Source organism: Spiroplasma sabaudiense Ar-1343, from assembly GCF_000565215.1.
Taxonomy (GTDB): Bacteria; Bacillota_I; Bacilli_A; order Mycoplasmatales; family Mycoplasmataceae; genus Spiroplasma_B; species Spiroplasma_B sabaudiense.
In genome coordinates, this window is record NZ_CP006934.1 from 873,068 (window position 1) to 899,116 (window position 26,049).

Genomic DNA, 26,049 nt, shown 5'->3' on the forward strand with positions numbered 1-26,049 from the left:
TTAAATGAAAAATAAAGTATTAGTAATAAACGGGTCAGTAAGTAGTCCTGATAAGTCTTTTTCTGTAGCATTATCAAATCTTTTTATTGAGGAGTACTTAAAAAAAGACCCGGAAGCAGAAATCATAAATCTTGATTTAAATAACGAACCAATGGCTCAAATTAGTTTGAATAGTAATAACATTGGAACATTTTTTAACAAGGAAGATTCAATTCATTATATTGAACAATTGAAAAATGTCTCAAAAGTTATAATAAACTGTCCAATGAATAATTTTGCAGTGACAGGAATTGTTAAAAACTACCTTGACCACATTTTAATGGCAAACGAAACATTTTCTTATAAATATTCGAAAAAAGGAGATGCAGTTGGTCTACTACCTCACCTAAACGTTCAGATATTAACCACTCAAGGGGCCCCTCTTGGTTGATACCCATTTGGAAATCACACAGAATACTTAAGAGGTACCTGAGAATTTGTTGGTGCGAAAGTGAATCCCCCAATTCTTCTTGCTGGAACAAAATTAGCTCCGACATTCAATACAGATCCTAAGACTGTAGCTTTATCAATGATTGAAGAAATTAAAAAGGCAGTGGCAACTTTTTAAAAAATAACTATAAATTTTAATAGTCTTTAGCATTTAAAATGTTAAAGACTATTATTTTTTTGCAATTGCAGTTAGGGTTTTAAGGTTAAGTACACGATTTATTCCATAATTTTTAATAAATTCAATGTTTCTAAATCCAGCACTTAAAAGCATGTCCTTAAATTCTTCCATCCCATACCAATTAAGGTCAAAATTTTGAACTTCTGTCTCTTTTAACTCGTTGTCAATATATTTTTCATAAATTAAATGAGAGCTTGTTTTTTGATTTATTCAATCTATTTCCTTTGAAATATTTTTAAGTTTGATAAAAGAATTTTTGTCAATCTTATAATCGAATTCGTGTTCTGAGTTTGGTTTAAAATAATTGGGGTAAATAAGATCAATAATTATTTGACCATCATCCTCTAATATATCAAAATATTTTTCTAATATATTTTTCACAGACGTTCTATCTTGAATTAAACAAATGCTTCCAGTAGGCATTATTATTGCTGAATATTTTTTTGTAAAATTGAAGTTTTCTATTTGTCCATGAATAAGTTCTGTTTCCTGATTATATCTTAAAACATTTGCTTGACACTCCTGGAGCATTTCAGATGAACTATCAATGCCTTCAATTTGAAGACCCTTTCTAAGAAAGGGTATTAGCATGCGACCAGTTCCAACACCAGCTTCCAAGATTATCCCTTTAGCTGTTTTAATTTTTTCAAAATAAAACTCTAGATCACCATCAATAGAATAACCAACTGGTTTAGTTAAATTATAAATTATACTACTCAATTTTCCATAATAATTTTTCATAGATTATACCTCCAAAACGGCACTTCTACCAGCAATATATTTTGAATTTTTTAATAAATTCTTGATAAAGTAAATTGTCAAAATAATGTCAATCGTAAATATAACAGCAAAAGCAATAATAAAAATAAAAGTTCAATAAATTTGTACTGAATTTAAAATATTGAATAAAATTAGCAAAAATGCCAAAATTACTTTTATAACCAAGCTTGATATTAAGTAAGAAATTTTTATACGATTCTCACTTATTTTTTCTTTGCCTGTTTGTTCTAGGCAAGAATTCTCTGCATCAATAATTTTACGCTTTTGAATTTTTTTAAAAACTGGTAGCAGTAAAAATATTGGCGGAAACAAGGCTAGGGAATTTGATTGCAACATAATTGGATATTCAACCGCGATTTCAATAATAAAAATTAAAATCATTAACATCAAAGTAATTATAACGACCTCAAGTCAATCGGGATTATTGTAAATAAATTTTTCAATAAACAAAAAACTAACTGTTAAAATAGTTAGTCCAATTTTTAAAAAAATTTGTGATAAATTTAAGAATTTAATAAAACGCATTTTTTTCTGCCTCAATAATCATTTAATAAATTATAACATATTAAAAAGATTAGAAGTTAAAATTTATTTTTTTAAATCTTTTTCTAGCATTTTTACCAATTGTTTTAGCTTTGCTTTAAAATCGGCTATCTTAGATTTAAGGTTTTTTAAATCAATTTTCTCACCTGATTTTGGAATTAAATTTTGGTCATCTAACATCAATGCCAATTTTAGCGCAAAAATATCACTTACAAAATTATCTTTAAAAATAATTAGAATCTCATTCAAACCAGAGACATAGGCATTTACCAGTATTGGCTTAATTTCAATTTGATCTTGTAGTTCCTGGGTTTTTTCGTTAAATAAGTTTTCCAAATCAAGTACGCTTTTTTCAATAGTTTCATAAGTGTTATTTCATAATTCTGCAATTTTTTTGTTTAGTGTTTCTAATTTCTCTTCGTCAAGTTCCAAATTTAATTTTTTTAAGAAATTTGGACTAAATTGTAGTCCGGTTTTTACACTATTACCAAAATAATCTAAGTTTGTTTCAATTTTTACATTTTTTAAAAAATCCTTACTTATTTTTTTAAAATCATCTAGATTTGTATCATAATGATTTAATAAGCTTTGTGATTTTAAGTTTTTCTTTTCAGTTTTTTTCGAATTTTTTATTACCAGTGCAATTCCTGCAATCCCAAAGGCAATTGCTAAAAGTGCCAAACCAATAAGTATTCAATAAATATCTTTCATTCTATTCTCCTTCTTATATTTTTAAAGCAATGATTAAATTATATACTATCTAATGATTGAATAGATTTATTTTATAATTTTTTTAAATTTTTTTCTAGAAAATTATGAAGATTTGGACGTCAAAATTAAAAAACCTGAATGAAAGGTCAGGTTTTTTAATTATAATAATCCTCGTTCATAATAAAGACCTCTCGTGGTTTTGAACCATTTTGCGGCCCTATAATCCCGTTGATTTCTAAATCATCAATAATTTTAGCCGCCCTATTATAACCGATACTAAAGCGACGTTGAATCAATGATGTTGATGCCTTTTGAATTTGAATCACAAAATCCTTAATTTCGTCATAGAGTTCATCATTTGATCCACCAATTGCAAATGTATCTTGATTATCATCGTTGCTGATAAAATCTTCATCAAAAACTTGTTCTTGTTGATTTGAGGCAAACTCAACAACTCTTTCAATTTCTAAATCACTTAGAAAAGCCCCTTGGGCACGAATTAAGTTTGAGCTTCCAGGTGGCATATAAAGAAGATCACCACGACCAATTAATTTTTCTGCCCCTGTAGAGTCCAGAATTGTTCGTGAATCAATTCCAGACGAAACTGCAAAAGCAATTCTTGTTGGAATATTTGACTTAATTACTCCTGTTAAAACATCCGTTGATGGCCTCTGTGTTGCAACGATTAAATGGATTCCAGCAGCGCGAGCCATTTGTGTTAGTCTCATAATGCTATCTTCAACATCTTTTTTGTTTGCTGTCATCATTAAATCCGCTAGCTCGTCAATAACAATTACATAAAATGGAAGTCGACTTTTTTCTTCAGTAACTTTTGCATTATAACCTTCTATATTTTTAGCACCAATTTCTGTAAACAGACTGTATCTTCTTTCCATTTCATTTATTACTTTTTTCAGTGCATTATTTGCTTCGCGCATATCATTGATTACTGGAGCTAACAAATGAGGAAGGTTAGAATAAATTTGTAATTCTACTTTTTTGGGATCAATCATTAAAAATTTAACCTCATGCGGCTTGCTTCGCAACAATATCGAAGTGATAATTGTGTTTATCATTACCGATTTACCACTACCTGTTGAACCTGCAACTAGTAAGTGCGGCATTTTGTCTAATTCCGCAAACAATAACTCTCCTGTAACATTTTTTCCAATTGCAAACATTAACTTTGAATTCATTTTCTGAATTGGGGTTTTTTCAATTACACTTCGTAAACGAACTAAACTGGCTACCTCGTTGGCTAATTCAATCCCTACAAGAGCTTTTCCCTGGATTGGCGCTTCTAGGCGCACGTTTTGACTTGCTAGGGCTAGTTTTAAGTCATTTTCCAAAGATATGATGCTATTTACTTTTGTTCCTGGGGCTGGTTGAAGCTCAAATTTAGTAACTGTTGGACCAATATTCATATTAACAACTTTTGCACTTACATTAAACTGCGCAAGAGCATTATTTATTGCCTCTGCTTTAGCGTGCGCCATCGCCTCATTTCGACGCAAATCCTCTAAGCTTGTATTGTGCTCATCTAATAATGAAATTGGCGGGATTTTATATCCTTTGTTTACATAAATTTCTTTTTTGACTTTTTTATTTTTATCAACTTCTATTTTATTTGGGTGCATTAATGAATTATTTAAAAAATTGCTACCTATTACTCTTGTATTATTTCGTTGCGCCGCAATTTCGGCCATTGGCCCACGAACTTGATTTTGTTTTGCAAGAGCCTCTTGGTAATTTTGGCGTTCAATTTTTTCAGATGAAATAAATTCATCTAATGTTGATTGACGAGGTTTATTAAAATTAACTTCCTCCATGCGATTTTCTTGACTTGGTGAAAGCCTTGGCTCTTTATCATCATTATTTTTATTGCCAAAAAACTCAACAGTTTTACCATTTGCTCCAAAAGGTGTAACCTGAGTTTCTTTTTCAAAAATAGCTCTTGCTTGATTTGTTGAAATATTACCATAAATACCTGACTGTGGAATTTCATAAAGATTATCCTTTTGGCGGCGGGTTTCATAATAATTATCGCGCAATGGTGGATTCTCATCAGGAATTTTATATTTGGGCTTATCTAAATCTGATTGAAGATTTCTATTTGGGACCAAGCGGTTTTGAAAATTTTGATAACTTTGATCATAATAATTGGGCTCTTGTTCTTGAATTTGTCGATATCCTCTTGCTCCTTTTTGCAAAAATTTATCATCGTCTAATTGATGATGAGGTGAAATTTCATCAGTTTGAGAAAAGTCAAGTTGTGTATTATAAAAATCTTGACGATGATTTTGGTATAAATCTTCTTGACGATGGCGACGAAAACTTGGTAATTCTATCGTAACGTCACTTTCTTTAATTGATTCTAGCACCATTCGGTCATTAAAGTCATTGTTGGGATTAAAATCTAGCGTATTGACATATCGCCCTCTTGATTTTGGCTTTACAGCTGCTGTTCCCTGCAATTTTAAAATTCGCAAGCTTCTTCCTCTGCGTTTTGCTTTAGGTTTAAATAAAAATAAAGGATCTCCGGTAAATATTCAAACCATTGTTATAAAAAACGCGAAAATTGCTATTATTAAACCACCAAATATTGTTGTAAATCCTGCTAATGCTGCTAAAAGGTTTCCAAAGATTCCCCCTCCAGCTCACATTGTAAAGTAACTTTCGGGTGGAGAAATTAATCAAGGATTGGAGTTTGTAGCTGTGTCTGAAAAAATTGAATTTTCTTTTCAATTTCTAAAATAACTTCCCATTACATCACTTACCATATTTTTAGACCAATAACTATCGATAACAAATAGTTTTGAATCTGAACCTCAGGCAACTATTAATAAAATGGCTGAGATCAATCAACATGATACGATTATTGTTGCACCAATCATTAATAAAAATCGAGTTTTAAATTTATATTTAATTCCAAAATAAATTGAGATATCAACAATAAAGAAGACCAAATAAATTACATATTTAAACCAACCAAATGGTAAAGTAAATAAAACATCATCAAAAAATTGACCAACAATTGTTAAACGAGCAATTGAAACAATATTGAAAAAGAAAAGTAGCAATGCCCCGATGATTCAACCAACCGAATCACCACGACGCTGCTTTTTATAAACATTAAATGCTCTTGTTCGGTCATCATTTTGATGATCAAACGCTTGCTCGCGCTCCAAGTCTTTCATAATCTGCCCTACCCTTATAAATATTTATTATGTTTATTTTAATATAATTTTATGCTTATTAAAAGCGGTTTTTAATAATATATAAATTTTTAAAAAATACCAAAAAACAAAAAATAAATTCCTAAAAATCATACAAAACCTTAGGATATTTATTTTGTTTCTATATATAAGTGAATTCAATTACATCTGCTTCATCAAATTTATAGTGTCTTCCGTCTTCAATACCATTAACCTTGATTATTTTATTTTCTGTATCAACTTGACCAATAACTCGCAAATTTGAAGTTAAAATATGATTGTTAAATCTTTTGATTTGCTTTAATATTGTAATTTCATCAACTGGATCAAACTCCCTTAAAAAAGTTTGCTTGACAACTTTGCTTAGTGGCTGTAGTTCGTCACTAACTAAAGTTGTTTTGATAATTTCGGTTTGTGACTCGAAGTTTTCACTAGTTTGTGTTGCAATAACTTGAAAATTAACAGTATCTAAAATATTTTTATCAACATAATCAATTTCTTTGTGTTCATCATCAAAATATTTAAAAATAAAATCTTTACTAATATCTAGTTCAGAATTATCACTTTCAAAAGCTCTTCCTACCATGTCTTCAAATACTTCTTGTGTTATTTTTTCTGGGGGATTCAAAATACCAATTTTAGAGAACTCTGAAGCCGTAAAAATCTGTAAATTTGTTTTCTCAAAATCGCGATTATGAGTATTAGAACCACAGCTAACTGTTGTTGCTGTTGTGGTAACTAAGCTAAAACTAGCAAGTGCTATTAAAATTTTTTTCATTATTTAAAAGCCTTTCTGTTTAAATTTTCATTAATTAATCTTTTTTGTTCTTCAAAACGAATTGCTAAAATATCGCGCTCACGTTTTGTTAATAAGAACGGGGTCAACTCAACGTAATTAAAGCGGTACTTTGAACCTCCATATGGTGTTAAAGGTTGAGTAAATGGTTTTACATAAGTTAACTTAACTTGGTAACTACCATTTGGAACATACAACGGAATTAGTAGATAATCACGATAAATTAAATCAAATTCAGCTTCTGAAAAGGCTTTATAACGATTTTTTAAATTATCAGTTATTTTATCTGCGGCACTAACCTTGTTTGTATAACTTATATAATTTTTGACTGTTTCAATTGCTTCTTGGCTATTTGATAAATAGCTAAACTCCTTGTTAAACTCAAAGTCTTCACTTATTTTGTCACCCTCATAATTAAATTTAGCTAGTCTTTGGGTTCCTGTATAACCTTGTAAATCTCCACCAATTGCATAAGTATTTAAATAAGTTGAAGGGTCAGAATAATCTGGTGATCAACCTGAAACTGCTAAATTTCAACTACCTTTTTTTAATTGGGTTTGGTATTCTGTAACATCAACAGTAATATTTTTAACTATTTCAATTGGGTTATCTTTTAATGAGTTAAAAGTATCTATCATATTTTCTAAATAAATATTTGCTGTGGTTGATAAATTTCCATTCATTAATACTGGAATCTTAACTCTTTCATTTAAACCAACTTTTGATAAATCTTTTTTAACTTTTGGAAAAAGTGTTTCTAAAGTCACATTTTCTTGTGGGTCTGAATAATTAAAACTTGCTCTTAAGTTTTGGTCATTTTTTTGTAAAGCATCACTTCCATCAGCCAGTAAGTCAGCGGCTGATTTTGAAGTGCTACCACTATTCACTTTGTTTTCAATAACGTTTTCTTGATAAGTTTTTTCAACATAACTAGCGTAATCTGTTCCGTCATCTTCTAGAACAAATCTTCTCGCTGTATAAACATTTCTTAAAAATGATGAAGTTTCATCAGAATCAAGAGCATCTGAGTAAAATTTAGCATAAAGGCTTCGGTTTAGAAAGTTAGAAAGTAAGGCTCTCACAGATTTTGTAGTAATTGCTAGATTTGCTTTTTTAGCCATATCACTTTGATCAACATTTGCCAAATTCATTGTAAAGTTAAATGTTGTTGGATCTGGAGATACTTGACTAGTTGCTCCTTCGAAAATTGGATTTGCAGCGTCTTTTCCTACGTATTTATTTCATCCAGCTGAATCATTTGGAGCAATGATAGCCTCGCTGGAATCTCCTGATTCAAATAAAATTCGATTTCGACTAACATCAGCATTTTTTAAGTAAGTGTATTCTAATCGATTAATATGAACGTCTGAAGAATTTACGTAATTTTGATTCTTTTCTAAAGCAATTTGTGAAGTAGGCTCGTAGTTTTTAACTAGGTAGGCCCCTGAGTATCACGGCACTCTTCAATTTTTTCCGTAATTATAATATGATTCACGAGGATTATTTTCATCAATCGCTTTATCGGGAAGTGGACTAAATGCAGTATAAGTAATAACTGTTTTAAAATAAGGTACTCCCTTTGCTAAATTAAATGTAAATTTTCTTGGATTGTCATCATATAATTTAATTCCTTCAAAAGACTTCATAAGGACTTCGCGCTCTTCTGGAGTTGCTGGTTGGACAATGAAGTTTCCATCTGGTCCCTTTATCCCGTTCAATTTTTCCTTAAGTTCAGTTGCTCCCTTAACAAAAGTTTCTCAAAGCCCAGAAGTTTCTGAAATACTACGATTATTTAAAACGTAAAAGGCAGTATTTAACATGTCTTGACCAACTATCTGGCGTTGTTTATTTCCAAAAGCATCAAATCAATAAGCACCTTCTTTAAATTCAAAATCCCAACTTGTGCTATCTGAATTTGATTCAATTTTTGAATCATCGATTAAGTCTCCTACTATCCTTCCAAACTGGTCGTTTGTCATTAGAGTCCCTTGTAAATTATTTAAGTATCTTCCGTCTTCTGCTTGCATAGTTATACCAGTTGATCAGCTTGTTAAAGGGTATAAGTATGTAAATTTAAAAGTATTAACATCATTTAATCGGGTCATTAATCGCTGAGCGGTTATACCACAACTAACAACACTACTACTTGCAAGTGAAACAGCGGATATTGCTGCTAGAAATTTTAGTCTAGTTTTTAACATATTTTTGCCCCCTTTTTTTGTAAATTGCTATATTAAATCATTATAAGTGTTTTTTTTGAATAAGTCCATAAAATCACGATGTTAATTAATAAAATAACCAAACTATTAAAGTTTGGTTATTTATTAATTAATTGATTAAATTCACGAGAATTAGCTAGAACAAAATGACCTGGGGTAATTTCAACAAATTCTGGAACATCAAAGATGTAATCTGCATGAACTTCTTCTGGATTATAATCAATATGAATTTTTTTCTTTTCTTGTTTTGGATCCGGTAATGGAATTGCCGTCAATAGTGATTTAGTATATGGATGCATTGGGTTGTTAAACAATTCGTTTGCCTCTGCTAGTTCAACAATTTCTCCATGATAAATTACTGCAATTCTATCAGCAATAAAACGAACAACAGATAAATCATGAGCTACAAAAATATAGGTTAAATTAAATTTATCTTGAAATTGTTTTAGTAAGTTCAAGACTTGGGCTCTAATTGAAACGTCAAGTGCTGAAATTGGCTCATCGGCGACAACAAATTCGGGATGCATAACAAGTGCTCGAGCGATTCCGATTCTTTGTCTTTGACCTCCCGAGAATTCATGAGGATATCGCGATAGATGTTCTGAAAGCAATCCTACCTCTTTTAATAAAGAAATAATTAGAAATTGTTTTACATCATTATCTTTAACTTTATCAATTGTCAAAGCTTCTTGCCCTTCTTTTAAATTGCTATTATAAAATTCAACATAAGCATTTCGACTTTCATCATTTTTATAAAGTTCTGGGAAATTTTCAAGGCCTTCTCCAATAATTTGACCAACTGCCATACGATCATTTAATGATGCTGCGGGATCTTGAAAAATCATTTGCATTCTTTTTTTAAGTTCTCGGCGAGATTTTGCAGTTTGTAAAACGAAAAACTTTGATTGTTTAATGACATCATCAATTGCTGGTAACTTTAGAAACTCTAGTAATTCGTGGATTGCTTCTAACTGAATTGTTGGTACTTCGTCATTATTTAATAATCGACGATATATTTCAACCAATCTTATTTCATTAATAGTATCAGTTTCTAAGTTGGTGATTTCATTAAGTGTTTTTTGGTAAATCTCATTAATGGCTTTACTATCTTTTGACATTTCAACTTCACCATCAAGCTTTGTCAGTCTTTTTTCTAATTCTGTAACAAATTCAGTTTTATTGACCGATGTTAAAGATTCATAATATTGGATTTGCTTTTGACGATTTTTTTTGCAACTTGAAAGCGCAACATTCATTTTATGATTATCTGAAATTGTCAAAAATATTTTAGAAGACTTGCGACAACCCAATGTAACATCTTTTAAAATTCTAAAAATATCATTAAAGAAATCAACTAATGACTTATATTCTTTTCGACGGAACTTTTTGCGAATAACTTCAATTTTTAAGATATTTTCATAAATTTGATTATTTAACTTCTTAGTTTGTAAAACCAAATCCATTGTTTCGTTTTGTTTTTTCAAAATTGATTTTTCGATTTTAGGGTCGATTTCTGGAATGTAAGAACTTAAATTATCAACAAAACGAATTAGACGTTTTTGTAAATTAATAACGCTTATTAACGATTTTAAATTTGAGTGAATTAGCGATTTTACTAATTCGAATTGCTTTGCAGATCAATCGTTGGTACTAATTTTTTTATAAAAATTAGTATTATCATTTAGAGTGAAATCATTTTTGGTAAACTCAACTAATTCATTAGTTTTTGGGTTATAATTTTTATTTTCTACATATTTATAATATGTTATTTTAGCAGATTTTATATAATTATTTAAAGCTACAATGGAAGCATTTATATTTAAAGTCATGTCACTAATTTTATCAAGAATTTTTTTATTCATAAAATTAAGGTTTGGCAACTTACCACCAATCACATTATTTTCTAAATAAACTGTTCCGTCGTGAATTGGTTGAATTCCCATTAGCGCTCGACCAATTGTAGTTTTTCCACTTCCAGATTCTCCAACAAGACCGAGAGTTTCCCCTTTTAGAACATCAAAGTTGACTCCTTTAATAGCTTTAAAAACTTTTCCTTTAGCTCTAAATTGAACTTCAAGGTCACGAACCATAATAAAAGGTTCTTTTTCGTTTATTTTCATATTCTAATCACCAACCTTTGCATCGCTAACAGCTTGTGATAATATATCTAACTGCTTTGGTCGTTTTACTTTAGGAGACCTTGGGTCTAATAATCAGGTTTTTGCATAATGAGTTTCACTAACCTTAAACATTGGTGGTTCATATAGATAGTCAACTTTCATTGCATATTGGTTTCTTGGCGCAAATGCATCTCCTTTAATATTTGAGAAAAGTGATGGTGGTGTTCCAGGAATTGAAAACAATTCTTCACCTTTTACTCCCAATTGTGGCAGCGATGACAGTAGCGATCAAGTATATGGATGCTGTGGGTTAAAGAAAATATCATCAACACTTCCGTGCTCAATAATTTGCCCAGCATACATAACAGCAACTCGGTCAGCAATATTAGCGACGACACCTAAATCATGGGTAATAAAAATTGTTGTAAAGCCATATTCTTTTTGTAAATCTTTAATTAAATTTAAAATTTGCGACTGAATTGTTACATCCAGTGCTGTTGTTGGCTCATCACAAATTAAAATTTTTGGACGACAAGCTAACGCAATTGCGATTACAACTCTTTGTCTCATTCCCCCAGAATATCTTCCCGGAATATCTTTATACCTTTTTTCTGGATTAGGAATACCAACTTTGCCCAAGAGAGCAATCGCTTCTTCTTTAGCTTCATGGCGAGACATGTTATGATGCTTTTTTAAAACTTCTGTGATTTGAAAACCAACCGGTAGTAGCGGGTTTAAACTTGTCATTGGATCTTGAAAGATGGTAGCTATTGTTGCTCCACGAAGTTTGGTTATTTCTTTATTCGCTTTTTTTTGAGTTAAAAAACTTGGTTGGTAAATACATTTCCAATCAATTAGCAAGTTATTTAAAGTCTTTTGGTTTATAGGTAATTTTTCAACCATTTGATTATTAATTACTTGAAGTTGGGCTTCAAATTCACTCAAATGAGATTTATTGGTAAAGTACTTGTTAATAGTTTCAAAGTCTTTTGCTTCAACCAATTCAGGATTTTGCGAATATTTTTTGATAATCTTAATATTTTTTGAGAGTTTTAAGCGTTGTATTAAACTTGGAACACGAAATTTTTCAATCTCAATTTGGGCTGTTTCTATTTGAGAAGACAGGTTTTCCAATTTTGAAGTTTTGTATTTTGCATCAACGGCTGTTTTTAAAATATCTTCATAAAGCTCTATTGCCTCAATTATTGGAATTGCTTTGCTAATTCCACGATTTGACTTGGCAAACTCATATTTAGTCTTATTATTTTGCAAACTTTCATTTAAAACTCGCAGTTTTTCCTCAACAACCTTAGGATCCAAAGCATTAATTTTTTCTATCAGTGTTGATTTTTCCTTAATTGTCTTTTTGTTTTGTCTTATAATCCCTTTACGAGTGCTTTTTTCCAAAAGTTTTTTATGGAAGTCTAGTAAATCTGTCTCTTCAGTAAAATAGGCATTTCCGGATTCCACTGAACGTGCACTTGGGAAATATGTAATTGAGCCATTACTTACTCAACCGTTTTCCTCTAGCATATTTGTTAGAGTTTTTGTCATTACCGATTTACCGCTACCCGATTCCCCAACAATAGCTACTGTTTCTCCATCATAAATGTCAAAAGAAACATTACGAATTGCCGTTAAAGTTCGTGAACGAACACGGAATTTAACTATTAAATCTTTAATTGAAATAATTTTTTCCATTGTAATATTTCCTTTCTTATATTAGCGGTGATTTTTAGGGTCTAGTGAGTCTGCAAATACTCTCCCAACTAAAAATATAATTATTGATATTCCAGCAATCATTCCTACTGGAATGATTATTAAGTGCGGGAAGTCTTGTCAGGCACTATTTGCCAAAACCTCATTTAGAATTTTACCTAGTGAAGTATTTTCTCGACCTTGGATAAATCCAAAGTTAAAATAATTTAAAGTAGAATCAATTGCAATGGCCCCTGGGATTGAAAATGAAGCTGTTTGAATTATAATTGGCAAAATTTTTGGCATTATATTTCTTCCAATAATTTTATATCCAGGTGTTGCCAATGTTCTTGAGGCAATATTATATTCTGTATTTTTAACCAAAATAATTTGAACCCTAATAATTTCTGCCATTGATATTCAACTAACAATAGAAACTGCAAAAACGATGACAGCCCATGATTGACCAAAGGAGAAAATAATTATTAATCATAATATCAAAGTTGGCACCAAACTTAAAAATCGAGTAATCTCAATAAATAAGATGTCAAGGCGACGGTAGTATCCCCAGATTGAACCAATTAGTACTCCTAAAATAATTTGAATTAGCGAAATCGTTACAGCAAAAATTAAAGTTGTTCGAGTTCCAATTCAAATCTTATCTCAAAAATCCTCTCCCTGAATTCCTAGACCAAACAAGTGATCTCATGAAGGATTTTTTTGGGTAACATCCCAAGTGATATCACCTGGTTTGGGAACGGCAATTTTACCGATTGGTACAATTGCAGCTAGAATTATTATTAAAAATAAAAGTGCTGTACAAATAATAAAAGTTCAATTTTTACACAAAATCGAGCCGACTGTTTTTCAATAACTGTATGGCTTTGTAGAAATTCGCTCGTTTTCTTCGCTTTGAGGTCCAACAATTTCAAATAAATTTTGATCTATTGCTGAAATATCAAATATATCGTTATCTAATTGCGAGTCTTTCATTTTCGTACCTCCTTTTTTAACTATTTAGTTAATTTTACTCTTGGATCTAATGTTGCCATTAAAATATCCGCTATTAGGGTTGTTACAATTCCTACTGCCGCTGAAAAAACGATGTATCCCATAACCACAAAGGAATCTTTGGAAGCAACCCCAGAAACAATAAATTTACTCATCCCTGGAATTGATCAGTTTTGTTCTGTAAAGATACTTGAACCAAATATTGTTCCTACAAAAGCTGCTGGCATTGTTCTGAAAATTCTTATTCCAGCATTTCTAAAGATATGAATGTTGAAGACATAAGTTTTTGTCATCCCTTTTGAGAGTGCAAATTTTGTATAATCTGCTGTCATCTCATCAATTACATAACGTCTTGTTGAAATGATGATTGGTGGCATAATCATTAAGACAATTGCAAATGTTGGCCAAAATTTTGTGTCAAAAGTTCCTGAGCTAAACAAACCATGAGCCCCAAAAACATTAATTGATATTAAATAAATTCCAACGACAAAAACCACGGGTGGAATTGCTGTGAAAACAATACTTGTAGTATTAACAGATTTATCAATGGCTCTCTCTTTATTTTTGGCTGACATTATTCCTAAAGGCACACCCAATCCATAAGAGATTGTCATTGCAACCACTCCAAAGGCAAATGAATACGGAATTGCTTCGGCAAAAACACTTGTTACAGTTTTTCCTGGTTCAGAAACCCCGGTTGAAAACACTTCACCTAAATAAAATCACTTAATAACTTTATCTCCAAGTAAAACAATTTCTCCTGTTGATGTAACATCAGCATAACCATTAATAATAATTGTTTTTGGAATAAAAGGGATAATATTTATGATGTAGTGAAATAATTGTCTTAAAATCGGTCCATCAACCTTAAACATTGCTTTTCGCATCGCTAACAAACGGTAGTATTCCGGGTCTCCATATGAAATCCCTAACTTGTTATAATCAATATTTCCCAAGTAAACTTCATCTGGGGTTTGTAATCGTAATAGTATAAAAACTGCTGAAACCGCTAAAAGTAGCGTAATAATTGCAAAAAATATTCTACGTAAAGAGTACCCAATTAAAGGAAATTTAGCTCAAAATTCATTTGTATTATGATTCGCAGCAGCGATTGTAAATTTAAACTTTGTTCAACGTGAAGATCGGGTATCTTGCACTTGGTCATCAAGTGAAAAATCCTCCGACTGAAGGTCAAACTCAATTTTCTTTTTTTCTTCCATTGCTTTACCCCGTTCCCGATATTATTTTTACTTATAAATTACATATATTAGATTTTAGGGAATAAATTCCACATATATTTACATATATTTATTAATATAACATATAATAAATTATATGTGAAACAATTTTCAATAAAAAATGAAATTAGGTGATAGAAATGAAGAAAAAACCATCAACTCTCAAACAGCTTAGAAAAGACCAAAAGGAAATCCACAAAAAGGAAGTCACCGCTGTAATTGATGAGACATATAATAGCTCCGACAGTCATGATCGAAAAAGCAATTATAAATTAGCAAAGTCTTTGAATTGAATCGAAATCCTTGGAACAATTGTTTGCTCCTTAGTGTTTGTTGCAATTGCATTTTTAGTCGATGTTTTTGCATTACCTGGAAAATACTTCGCCTCAACAATGACAACGATTTTAATAGTTCTAGGACTAATTATTTGATTAGTCTTGGGGTGAGTCAAAAATCGACAAGCGGCAAATTACTATAATGATGCTCGAAGAAGATACTTGCCAACAATGACAGATGATGAAGCGTTAATTGTAAAAATTCGCAAATTAATTTTAATATTTGTCATTATTCAAGTAGTCGCTGGAGGCTTTGCATTTCTTTTATAAAAAAAGTTAGTTTTTTACAACTAACTTTTTTAATTATTCTCGACTTTAGGACGACTATATTTTCTTGGTTCAAATATTGATCCATCAATTTCATTAATAATTACTAAAACGATTGGCTGTTTGCCGGTGTCTTGCTTAACAAGGCTCTTTGTTTTTGAAATAATTTCTCGTTTAATGTTGTTTAAATCAAATGCATTAGGATTAGTTTTAAATTCACTTTGAGCTTTTTCAAGAATATCTACAACATTTTTTTGCATTGATTTAAAAATTGGGTTATCTTCATTTATATAAATAACTCCACGCATTTGTATATCAATCAAACTGGTTAATTCTTTATCCTTTTCAATTAAATTAGCACCAATAATAATAACTCCGTCTGTTGCTAATTGTTTTCGTTCATTTAAAACCACAGCACCAATATCACCAATTCCAGTGCCATCAACGTAGATGTCGCCAACTTTAATTGTCTCTTTTGAAACAATTAATTTCTTGGATGGGGTGATTGTCAATATTTGACCATTATCAATTAAACCAACATTCTCTGGTTTTACTCCTGCTTCAATAGCGGCTTTCTCAGCCTCTAAAAAATCTTTATACAGAGCTTTTACGGGAATGAAGTATTGGGGTTTCATAATCCTTGTCATAAGTTTAATGTCCTCATAACTGGCGTGCATTGCTCATATATTTTTTTCACTTAGAACAATCAATCTCGCATTCGTGCGGGCTAATTCGTCTAAAATTTGAGCATGACGCATTTCAACTCCTGGAGCTGGGGGAGTCGCTAAAATGATAATATCTTTTTCGGTAAATTCAATGGTTGTGTCATTCCCAGTAGCAATTTTTGCCAAGCGTGAATATAGCAAGTCTCCCGTTCCTGTTACTAATAAGATTCCATTTTCCGATTCCATAAATTCATTGATTGAAAAAATATTGTCCTCGGAAATATTCATTTTATCTTTTATTAATTGAGATTCTAAAATTGTTGCAAGTGAGCGTCCATAAATCGCCATTTTACGATTATTTTTAATTGCTTCGCGGGCAATTTCTGAGAATTTAAAAATATCTTCTTCAAAAATACCAATAATTAATCGAGCTTTTTCTTTCATAGGCCCAGCGATTTTTGCTTCAATTTTGTGATTTGGAACCGTGTAAGAGTGTCGTGAAGCACATTCTGCATCACTTATTAAGGCTAGAACTCCTTTTTCTGAAATGCTATTTAGGTGCTGTAAATCTGTTGAGAAATAAGATTGTTCTTTTCCGTCCATTATATAATCACCTATATAAACAATCGATCCTAAATCAGTTTGAATTGCAAACCCAAAAGACTCTGGGAAACTTGAAGTGGTACGAAATACCTCAACTTGAAGTGAGCCAATTTTTAAAATTTCCTTATCTTTAACAATTTTAAAATTATTTTCACGATTTTTTAATCTTAGTTTTTGAGTTTTATATTTCAATACCAAGGTTGTTAGCTCATTACAATAAACTGGAGCATCAACCTCTCGCAAAATATAATTTATTGAACCAGCATTGTATGCTGCGGGATTAGAAATAAATACCCCTTTTACTCGGTGTTTGTTATTTTTTAAAAATTCCAAATTCGGAATTACAATGTCAATTCCCAAGATACCCTTTTCTGGAAACTTTATTCCTGAATCGAAAATAAATAATTCTTCGTTAACCTCAACAATAAAAAGGTTTTTTCCTCTCTCATCTTGACCGCCGAGTGCCATGAAATTTATTTGTGTCATTTTATTCTCCTCTATTATAAAACTTGTAGTCAAACAATTAAAATTTTTAAAACGATTATATTTTTTTAATTATTTTTCATTAACTATCAATTTAGACCCTAGTTTTCTATATTATATCTCATTTTAGTGTAATTCATAAAAATTGTTTAATTCTTACTTAAAAATTTTTATTGCGATAAAATATTAAAGAAAGTGGGTATTTATGAAATCAATTTCACTACAAGATTATTTACAAATAAAAAATAAAGTTAGAACAATAGATGTTAGAACGACAATGGAGGTTAAAACACTTCTAAAATTTGATTGGGCGGAGAACATTTATGTTAGCGATTTAATTGATAACTTTGATTACTATTTTAAAGATAAAAACGAAGTCATCATAACTGTTTGCAATGCTGGGAACCGCAGCGGTCAAGCGGCGGATTTTTTAGAAAATCAGGGGTATCTAAATGCTTACGTTCTTGATGGGGGCATTTACAACTACTATAGAAAAGTAAAATAGCTACGTATTTGAAATACATAGCTATTTTTTGAATAATTGAATTGGGTCGATATGATTTACAATTGTTTCTTTAATATATTTTTTAGTATTATTAGCTCAAATTTGTAATTCAGATTCGTAATTGTGGATCTGTTGTAGAATATCTTTAAACTCATTTATAAATTCTAGATTTTCATTAATACCATCAAGGTTAACTATATACTGGTGATTGAAGTAAAGCGCCTTGTAAACTAATAAATCAAACTCTAACTTTATATGTTTTTGCATTACTTTGCTACTTCGATACAAGTAATGGTACTTATTCATGCTTGTAGAATCTTTAGCTTCTTTTTTTGTAATTATCTCTGGGTTGTAGCCCGATTTCTCATAAATTGCATCAAGCGTTCTTTGAATCAATTTTTGGTACTCATCAGATTGCAAATATTCTTCTCATCCATCAACAAATTCTTTCAATGCCTTAATCGTATCTTTGCTTGGTTCAATAAATTCTGGATCTTTTGTTGGATCTTTAAAACTCGCGAAAGCTTCACCATCTGGTGTTATTGTTAAATCTTCATCATCGTAAGGTAATTGTGGCTCTTGAAAATTTGGAATCGAAGGAATTTCTGGTTTTGGAAACGAAATTCCTGGTTCATCCGGGTTGGGGTTGGGGTTTGGATTAGGGTTTGGATTGCCTGTATTTGGAATTCCAAATCCACAAGCAGCTACCGGTCCTGAGACACTTGTAATTAAAGCTGTTGTTCCTATGAAAGATAGTAGTTTTTTCATATAATCACCTCTTTAAATATATTATATACTTTTTATTTAAATAATTCTTTAACTTGAAATGCTTTTTATAGCTCTTTGAGTTTTTAAGACAAAGGTTTTAAAATTAAAACCTTTGACTTCTAATCGTACATTGCTATCATTAATAGAAAGTTTCAATCCTAGATTTTGGGCTCATTTCTCATCAATGAGTCCAACAGATAATAATTCCAATACACAAACCGGACCATCGGAATTTATATCTCGAATATTTTCAAGGCCTCCAATTGATGCAATAATATTTTTATATGTAAAGGCATTACGGCTATCCAATACAGTACCGCCTTTTTTTAAATATTTTGTATGATATGAGCGCTTAATTACAAAATAAAGCAGTGTCCAAATCCCTATTACTACCCCAACAATTAAAATTATCAATCAAACTATTAACATTTTATTTCTGGTCCTTTACAAAGATATCTCTAATTAAGGCAACTTTTGAGGGGTTAATTGAAGAGCAAGTGACAACTTGAATTTTTTTTGAAGAAACTTGAATTTCAACTTGAGGATTTATCAACGGATATTCTAATGTATCAATCACTAAAACTTGCTGGTTGATTTCACCCTTTAGCGTGACAATATCATTTGGTCCCAAAATTAATGGTGCATTGACACTGCGATAAATATTAGAATTTACCGGAAAGATTTCTTGAAACTCCATTAAATTTAAGTCAGCCATAATCACACTACCTCCAGTAGATTTTAGATAACCAGTTGTTCCATTAGCTGTTGCTAAAGCAATTCCTGTTCCATGAAAAGTTTCTAAAAAGTCAGTTCCAATATAAACGTCTGTAAAAATAGCTTTTTTCTCATTAATAATCTTAACCTCGTTAGCGGCGTAATAAATTTTTTTATCAAATCTTACATCTAATAAGTCAAAGTGGTGAACAGAATATTTATTATCAACAATTGCTTGAATAATTTTTTTTTCATCCCCAATGCGATTATGATTTGTGTAAAAGCCGATTCCCCCATTTTTAAAAGGAACAAAAGAGACCTGTCCGATTATTTGATTATATCTTTGAACCGCTTGCAAAAAAGTGCCATCACCACCAATTATAAAAACAAAATCAGGATTATTTTCGTCTTCAACCCAGCCATTTACTAAATATTGCTTTCTTAATTTATCTTCAAGAGCAATGCTATTTTGGTAATCATTTTTTATAATTGCATATTTCATCATACGAGAATCCCTCATTTTTTATATTTTAACAAAAATTTCCTAAATAAATGATTGAATTTTAGAATATTAAACAAAAATAATTTATAATTTTATTATTAGGAGCAGGAGTAGAGTGATTATGAGTCAAAAACGTTTAATATCAGGAATAACTAGCACGGGTAAATTAACACTTGGTAATTACTTGGGTGCAATGCAACAATTTGTGGAGTTGCAAGATGATTATGAGATGATGGTGTTTATTGCAAATTTACATGCCATCGTCTTGCCAATTGAAGCCAAAACACTTAAAGAAAATATCAAAAGTATGGTTGCCTTATATTTTGCTTGCGGCCTAGACCCCAACAAGGCAACCGTTTTTTTACAAAGTGATATTTTAGAAGTTACAAATTTAGCTTGAATTCTATCTTGCCACACAACCATTGGAGAGTTAGAGCGTATGACCCAATTTAAAGACAAATCCACTAAAGTACGTTCTGATAATGGTACAAACTTTATTCCAACTGGTCTACTAATGTACCCAACTTTAATGGCAGCAGATATTCTTTTATATGATGCTCAAGCGGTTCCTGTCGGAAAAGATCAAAAGCAACATATTGAATTAGCTAGAAATATTGCCGAGAGAATGAACAATAAGTTTGGTGAACTTTTTGTTGTTCCTGAACCAATAATTAAAGAAACTGGGGCAAAAATTATGGACCTGCAAGATCCTTCAAAAAAAATGTCAAAATCAGCCACTAACCCTAAATCATATATTGGGTTATTAGATGATTTAAATCAGGTTAGAAATAAAATAAAGGCAGCCATTACTGATAGTGAGAATCTGGTTCGTTTTGACATGGAAAATAAACCCGGGGTAAGCAACTTAATGACAATTTATAGTTGCATCACAAAAACAACAATTGCTGAAATTGAAGTTATGTTTGCCAATAAAAATTACGGTGAATTTAAAAATGCGGTTGGTGATGTTGTTGTTAATCTTTTAGAAGGGATCCAAAAAAAATATAATCAGCTTTTGAATTCTCAAGAAGTTGAAATGTGATTGCAACAAGGAGCTAAAAAAGCTCAAATAATTGCTCAAAAAAAATTAAAAAAAGTTCTTTGAAGTACAGGCTTGAATTATAAAAAATAATTTTAAATTTTAAATGGGTCAGCATTTCGCTGACCCATTTTTTATTTAAAATAAAACTGGCTAATTTGATTTTTTTGAGGTAAGTTGTCTCTGATTAATTGTAGCGAGGTAGTGCTATCATAATTGGTTGACATAAATATTTTTAAACCTCAGTCAAGCTCGTTTGCTATTTTTCCTCCTTGGAGAGCATAGATATAACCTTCGTTATTTACATAAAAATCTTTATTTTGGCCCAAAGTCAATTGGTGAAGATTAAATGATGGTCGCAAACCAAATTCATCTAGAAAGTAAATTTTATTACCATTTTCTTCTTCAAAGGCAGCCTCATTTAGAATTGGTTCAAAAATTTCCTCATATTTATAATTACCATCGAATTGTATTTTATCGGGTTTATTTAAAGCCATGAAACTGCCATCTTGGCCTTGATCCTTATTCAAGTTGTTCATAAATTTAGCAACTGCACTCAATAACTTTTGAAAGTAAGTATCACTGTTTGTTTCTTTAGTTTCTTGTTGATAAAGACTGCGCATTTGGGGAACAACGATTTCAGAATTTTGCAATTGAATTTTTGCATTTTTAATGGCGAAACGTCCAAAACCAATTGTTGAATTGTTATTTAAACTAATTGACGTATTAATATCATTGAATTGATTGAAATTATTGTTAACCTTGGCTTCAAATTTTTCAAAATCCATAATTTTGTTTCCACCTTGGCTTGCAATTTCATGATAGAATTCCATGATTTCTTCACCTGTCAAATTTTTTTTAGATAAGGTTTTGTTTAATTGTTCACGCTGTTTATAATTTAAAAAAACTCTTTGAAAAATATTTAAGTAATCAAAATTATCTATACTAACTTCAAAATCGTCATTTGTAATTTGCAACCTATTGATTAATGATTTTTTAAAACTTGAATTGTCTTCATTTAGAAGTCAATAATTGCTATTTGGGTCGGTGCTATTGCTTGCAAACTGATTTTTGTTATAGTCTAATAGTTCATTTCTAATTTCTAAAATTTTGCTATTAATTGAGTTTGCAACATCTAAGTTATTTGTAACAACAAGGCTTTGTTTATACTCAATTGATGAGCCAATTGAGTTTCTTGAAGAACCTTCATCGTATTCAAAATTTAAAAATAAATCATATTCAAGAGCTATAGTACTTGAAGTATTACTGGTGACTTGTAGATTAGTTGCCAAAAAAGTTAATTTTGTTTTTTCTGGTTCAGAAATTAGCTGGCGGTACTGAATTAAAACATTTATGTTGTCCCTTACATAACTATTAATGCTTTCCATAGGAATCATCGAACTTAAATCTTTATTAAACAAATCCATTTCATCTTTTGTAAACTTATGGTTTTGGTTTTCTTGTAAAATTGAATCCAAAACATCAAATTTTAAAAATTGAAATTGTTGATCTTGTTCATCTGAAAAAATGGCAAAGTTACTCAATAAAGAATTTATTCCTTTTTCATAAAACAAATTATCAATATCATTTTGATATTGGCGAACCATATTTTCGTGGTCTAAATTTGGGTTATTTTCTAGTGAATCCCCTGTTGTAATTGTTTGACAAGAGATCGTGGTAGTGGTTGTTGTTAGCAACGAGATAGCTGCCAAGGTTGCCAGTAATTTCTTCATTTTATTTTTCTCCTTGACTCTTATAAAATTCAAAGTCATATTCTCAATGACCCTTTTTAATTCGGTTAATTATTTTTTTAGCATCTAGCTTTGAACGCAAAGTTAGACAACCATAATGTACGGCAATTAAGTTTTCTGGACTAAAATCCAATTTTTTCATATTTATTAAATCTACAGTTCAATCTAATAGGTCTGGATTTGCTTTTGCCACCCGACTTGATTTCACTATATGAAATTTACAAATATAACACATTTTCATTTCTTCGGGGCTTACATTTGCAAGTACAATAGCATTTTCTCATCCCGCATCAAAATCTATTTTGTCAAAAACTACCTGTCCGTCTGTTAATTTTGCCATAATAATATACCTCTACTTAAATTTTATAGTTTTTATTGTCAAATTCAATGTTTGATTGAAGAAATTTCTAGTTGACTCGCGAGCCTTGTTCAATGAATAAAAAACCGATTTTTTCAGAACAAGATTGTTTTAAAAAATTCGGCTTTTATAAATATTTTAAAGTTAATACTTTTTAATTATGATTTACTCACAATTTTTCAATTGCAGGTTTTAGTGATGAAATATATGGTCCATAAATCACTTGAACTCCGGTTCCTGCCACCTTAACTCCAAGTGCTTTAGTAGTTTTTAGTAGGGCTTCATTCACTAGACTGGAATCTTTAACCGTCACTCGTAAACGAGTGGCACAGTTATCTAATAACGCAATATTTTCATCGCCCCCTAAACCATCTAAAATGTTTCTTAATAAAGAAATATCATATCCATCAATTTGATCTGCTTTTGAAGCGGTTTTTTTAGAGCTAGATTTTTCGTTTAATAGTTCATTCAACTGATCGTGAATTTTCTTTGGGTCATCGTATTTTATGTAAATTTTTGGCATGTTACCCCTCCACTTTCATTGCTTTTGAACCGGTTGTCTTTACAACTCCCTCAGAAACTTTGCTAGCATCTTTAACTTCAATAATAAGTTCTGTTTTGTTATGATCTATATCTATAATATTCGCTTTTCCACCAAGTGCTTTCAAAAGTTTTTCAGCTGTTTGGCTTTCAGCTTTGGTTCCTTTTGCAAGTGATGCTTTTAAAGCTTGAGTTGCAACACTCTCTTCACCAACTTCTTCACGACCTGGTGTTTTATAATCTTTAGCTTTTATAATTGCTCAGAATCCGAAGAAGTAGGCTGGGGACATAATGGCTAAACCATAAATTGGGATTCATAATGCTCCAGTTCTTCCAGCTCAGGCACCAAAGATTGTGTATCCTGGAGCTCCTTGAGTTGCAACCCCAGATGAGAATCCAGGAATAACTCCGAAGAAGATTCAATCAATAAATCCTGCGGCAAACCCTTGACCAACAGTAACGTTTAATAAGTATGCCATCATGAAACTAATTCCTGCCATAAATGCATCAAATAAATAAAGCATTGGAGCAACAAATAGGAATGAGAATAGAATTGGTTCTGTAATTCCAGTTAAGAAACTTGTTGCGGCTGCAGAAATTAAAATTCCTGAACTTTGTTTACGATTTTCTGGTTTTGAAAGCATTATCATTGCTGCGGCCCCAAATGGATATCCATATTGCATAAATGCAAACCTTCCAGACATAAACATTGTTCCAACCTCATTTGTAGTGCGGTTAAAGGCAATTTTTCAAGTATCACCCACTTGGATTAATTGATCTGAAAAGTTTTTAAATCAAACATCGTTGGCTTCTAGAATTCGATATGCTTCATCAGTCATTTCTCATCCGTTTCCACCCATTCATTTCATTTGTTCAAAGAAGATTGGGTAAGCCCCTGATGTCATTGTTCATCCAGTAATAACATTATTTGCATCAATAACTGGGGTTAATCATTCTCCTCCAGCTGAAGTATATCAGAATGGAGTATATTGTACGTGGTGTAATCCCATTGGAATTAATAGACGTTCAGTAATTCCAAAAAACATTGCAACTAATGCTCCAGCTGTTCTTGAATATTCTTCTTGTCCCCCAACTCCCATAAGAGAACCCAATCCAGTTCCAATTAAATAAAGTAATTGTAAGAATCCTGGTCAGATAAAAAACAACGCAATTCCTGATATAACTCCTAAAAAGAATCCAGCAATTGGAACAAATTTTTCTCCTCCAAAGAATCCTAAAACTCTTGGTACTTTGATATTATAAGTTTTATTATGAACGATTGACATTAATCAACCGACCACAATTCCTCCCAATACTGATAAGTCTAGTGTTGGAGAAATTCCAAGAACACTTTTTAGCATTCCTTTGTTTGTTCCCACACTAATTAATCCATTATCACCTGCCAGTTTTCATGGATCAAATTGTACAACCGCATCACCTGCAGTGTTGGTTGTTGGTAAAAATAATGCCATCATTGTTGCTGACATAACAACATATGCAATGAAGGCTGATACAGCGGCTACACCTTTAGATTGTTTTGCAAATCCAAAAGCAACCGATGTACAAAATAATACTCCAAGACAAGCAAATACTACATCCCCGATTGATTTCATTATATTAAAGAAGTTAACTCAGCCATCGCCTCAGTTTCCTGAAACGGCTGCAGCTGAGAATCCCCCCCCAATTCCTAGAAATAGTCCAGCAATTGGTAAAACCGCAATCGGGAAGACAATTACTCGCGCTAAATTTTGTAATTTGGAAAAACTGGCACCTTTAAATTGGTTTCAATTTTTTCCAAATTTTGTATTAGCGAAAGCGGCTTTTTTTTCAGCTCTTTTGGCTTGACGTTGTTGTTTCAAAAGTTCTTTGTCAACTACTTGCGTGCTAACATTTTTGTCGTTTGCCATATGGTCTCTCCTAATTTTATTTTTTGGTTACTTTATAATTGTTAATTTAATTTGACCCTTGGTCAACTTCGGTATTTGGTATAATTTTGACCATAAATGAGCCGTTTCCTCTTCACAATTTACTTCCTTTAACTGCTTCAAAAGAAACCCTAACTCACTTAGTTGTAAAAGTTGTTTCTGTTGCTGGAGTGTCTGAATTATAAATTAATTTAGCATCATCTCACTTTGATTCATCATCGCTTCCAACAATTTCCATTGTAAAATCATTTTTTTCAGTAGAACCTTTTACTGTATCTTTTGTAACAGCCAAAACTGCATTAATAAAAGTTTCAACTGGCATATCATCTCTAAAACCATTTTCTGGTGAATCGTAAAATTGACTGATGTCCTGATCTTGGCGATTTCAACCTGGTAATCTTGATCTAATTGAAGAAGCATACATATCAAATGAAGCAATTTTAGCGTCACATGCAACTACAGCAGAAGCCGCGGTTGCAGTGATTGACATTCCCGAAAATATTAATAATAACTTTTTCAAATTTATTCTCCTTTCCACCGTACCCAAATTTTTGTACATAATTATTATAGATTATTTATTTGTTTTTTTCCATTTT

At 31.2% G+C, this 26,049-nt stretch carries 23 protein-coding genes; 4 read left to right on the plus strand and 19 right to left on the minus strand.

The window, feature by feature from the left end:
• Positions 1-4: 4 nt before the first annotated feature.
• On the plus strand, positions 5-607 hold the full coding sequence (locus SSABA_RS04045; RefSeq protein ID WP_025251313.1) for an FMN-dependent NADH-azoreductase: 603 nt from the start codon (positions 5-7) through the stop codon (positions 605-607).
• 51 nt (positions 608-658) lie between these two features.
• On the opposite strand, the gene SSABA_RS04050 is transcribed toward SSABA_RS04045, so the two are convergent.
• The 10 genes from SSABA_RS04050 to oppB all read right to left on the minus strand — a co-directional run bounded on the left by SSABA_RS04050 (position 659) and on the right by oppB (position 14,980).
• Positions 659-1,408: a class I SAM-dependent methyltransferase gene (locus SSABA_RS04050; protein WP_025251314.1), complete on the minus strand. Its 750-nt coding sequence runs from the start codon at positions 1,406-1,408 to the stop codon at positions 659-661.
• Positions 1,409-1,411: 3 nt separating this feature from the next.
• The gene (locus SSABA_RS04055) at positions 1,412-1,972 is read right to left on the minus strand and encodes a hypothetical protein (RefSeq protein ID WP_025251315.1); all 561 of its coding nucleotides are present in this window, start codon (positions 1,970-1,972) and stop codon (positions 1,412-1,414) included.
• Positions 1,973-2,035: 63 nt separating this feature from the next.
• A complete protein-coding gene (locus tag SSABA_RS04060) occupies positions 2,036-2,701 on the minus strand; it encodes a coiled-coil domain-containing protein (RefSeq protein WP_025251316.1) in 666 nt (221 codons plus the stop codon).
• A 155-nt stretch (positions 2,702-2,856) separates the two neighbouring features.
• A complete protein-coding gene (locus tag SSABA_RS04065) occupies positions 2,857-5,898 on the minus strand; it encodes a DNA translocase FtsK (protein ID WP_051464714.1) in 3,042 nt (1,013 codons plus the stop codon).
• A gap of 160 nt (positions 5,899-6,058) precedes the next feature.
• Entirely contained in the window at positions 6,059-6,694 is a 636-nt protein-coding gene (locus SSABA_RS04070; RefSeq protein ID WP_025251318.1) for a hypothetical protein, read from the minus strand.
• Positions 6,694-8,913 carry an ABC transporter substrate-binding protein gene (locus tag SSABA_RS04075; protein ID WP_025251319.1) on the minus strand — a complete coding sequence of 740 codons (2,220 nt, stop codon included), beginning with the start codon at positions 8,911-8,913 and terminating at the stop codon, positions 6,694-6,696. The genes SSABA_RS04070 and SSABA_RS04075 overlap by 1 nt, the downstream gene beginning before the upstream one ends.
• Before the next feature lie 116 nt (positions 8,914-9,029).
• Positions 9,030-11,051, minus strand: coding sequence for an oligopeptide ABC transporter ATP-binding protein OppF (oppF, locus tag SSABA_RS04080; protein ID WP_025251320.1), 2,022 nt, complete (start codon positions 11,049-11,051; stop codon positions 9,030-9,032).
• 3 nt (positions 11,052-11,054) lie between these two features.
• Positions 11,055-12,752 carry an oligopeptide ABC transporter ATP-binding protein OppD gene (gene oppD, locus SSABA_RS04085; RefSeq protein WP_025251321.1) on the minus strand — a complete coding sequence of 566 codons (1,698 nt, stop codon included), beginning with the start codon at positions 12,750-12,752 and terminating at the stop codon, positions 11,055-11,057.
• Between the two features lie 21 nt (positions 12,753-12,773).
• Entirely contained in the window at positions 12,774-13,742 is a 969-nt protein-coding gene (oppC, locus tag SSABA_RS04090) for an oligopeptide ABC transporter permease OppC (RefSeq protein ID WP_025251322.1), read from the minus strand.
• A 20-nt stretch (positions 13,743-13,762) separates the two neighbouring features.
• On the minus strand, positions 13,763-14,980 hold the full coding sequence (gene oppB / locus SSABA_RS04095; protein ID WP_025251323.1) for an oligopeptide ABC transporter permease OppB: 1,218 nt from the start codon (positions 14,978-14,980) through the stop codon (positions 13,763-13,765).
• A 158-nt stretch (positions 14,981-15,138) separates the two neighbouring features.
• Here oppB and SSABA_RS04100 point away from each other — a divergent pair, with 158 nt between their 5' ends.
• Positions 15,139-15,603: a hypothetical protein gene (locus SSABA_RS04100; RefSeq protein ID WP_025251324.1), complete on the plus strand. Its 465-nt coding sequence runs from the start codon at positions 15,139-15,141 to the stop codon at positions 15,601-15,603.
• Between the two features lie 29 nt (positions 15,604-15,632).
• Here the strand turns inward: SSABA_RS04100 and SSABA_RS04105 are convergent, their stop codons facing one another.
• Entirely contained in the window at positions 15,633-17,354 is a 1,722-nt protein-coding gene (locus SSABA_RS04105; protein ID WP_038673686.1) for a ribonuclease J, read from the minus strand.
• 202 nt (positions 17,355-17,556) lie between these two features.
• Here SSABA_RS04105 and SSABA_RS04110 point away from each other — a divergent pair, with 202 nt between their 5' ends.
• On the plus strand, positions 17,557-17,856 hold the full coding sequence (locus tag SSABA_RS04110) for a rhodanese-like domain-containing protein (protein ID WP_025251325.1): 300 nt from the start codon (positions 17,557-17,559) through the stop codon (positions 17,854-17,856).
• 21 nt (positions 17,857-17,877) lie between these two features.
• Here SSABA_RS04110 and SSABA_RS04115 read toward each other — a convergent pair whose 3' ends face one another.
• The 3 genes from SSABA_RS04115 to SSABA_RS04125 are packed head-to-tail and all read right to left on the minus strand — an operon-like array spanning position 17,878 to position 19,843.
• Complete coding sequence (locus SSABA_RS04115; protein ID WP_025251326.1) at positions 17,878-18,624, minus strand: hypothetical protein; 747 nt, start codon at positions 18,622-18,624, stop codon at positions 17,878-17,880.
• A 48-nt stretch (positions 18,625-18,672) separates the two neighbouring features.
• Entirely contained in the window at positions 18,673-19,053 is a 381-nt protein-coding gene (locus SSABA_RS04120; RefSeq protein WP_025251327.1) for a hypothetical protein, read from the minus strand.
• A 1-nt stretch (position 19,054) separates the two neighbouring features.
• The gene (locus SSABA_RS04125; protein ID WP_051464716.1) at positions 19,055-19,843 is read right to left on the minus strand and encodes a diacylglycerol kinase catalytic domain-containing protein; all 789 of its coding nucleotides are present in this window, start codon (positions 19,841-19,843) and stop codon (positions 19,055-19,057) included.
• A gap of 118 nt (positions 19,844-19,961) precedes the next feature.
• On the opposite strand from SSABA_RS04125, the gene trpS reads away from it, so the two are divergent.
• On the plus strand, positions 19,962-20,972 hold the full coding sequence (trpS, locus tag SSABA_RS04130; protein ID WP_025251329.1) for a tryptophan--tRNA ligase: 1,011 nt from the start codon (positions 19,962-19,964) through the stop codon (positions 20,970-20,972).
• Positions 20,973-21,013: 41 nt separating this feature from the next.
• Here the strand turns inward: trpS and SSABA_RS04135 are convergent, their stop codons facing one another.
• The 5 genes from SSABA_RS04135 to SSABA_RS04155 form a co-directional block, all read right to left on the minus strand.
• Complete coding sequence (locus SSABA_RS04135) at positions 21,014-22,612, minus strand: hypothetical protein (protein WP_025251330.1); 1,599 nt, start codon at positions 22,610-22,612, stop codon at positions 21,014-21,016.
• A 1-nt stretch (position 22,613) separates the two neighbouring features.
• Complete coding sequence (locus SSABA_RS04140; protein WP_025251331.1) at positions 22,614-22,970, minus strand: hypothetical protein; 357 nt, start codon at positions 22,968-22,970, stop codon at positions 22,614-22,616.
• Positions 22,971-23,142: 172 nt separating this feature from the next.
• Positions 23,143-23,511 (minus strand): PTS transporter subunit EIIB, encoded by a 369-nt coding sequence (locus tag SSABA_RS04145; RefSeq protein ID WP_025251332.1) that lies wholly within the window; start codon positions 23,509-23,511, stop codon positions 23,143-23,145.
• A 1-nt stretch (position 23,512) separates the two neighbouring features.
• Positions 23,513-25,435, minus strand: a complete 1,923-nt coding sequence (locus tag SSABA_RS04150; RefSeq protein ID WP_025251333.1) for a PTS transporter subunit EIIC — start codon at positions 25,433-25,435, stop codon at positions 23,513-23,515.
• 46 nt (positions 25,436-25,481) lie between these two features.
• The gene (locus SSABA_RS04155; RefSeq protein WP_025251334.1) at positions 25,482-25,973 is read right to left on the minus strand and encodes a lipoprotein; all 492 of its coding nucleotides are present in this window, start codon (positions 25,971-25,973) and stop codon (positions 25,482-25,484) included.
• Positions 25,974-26,049 lie beyond the last annotated feature (76 nt).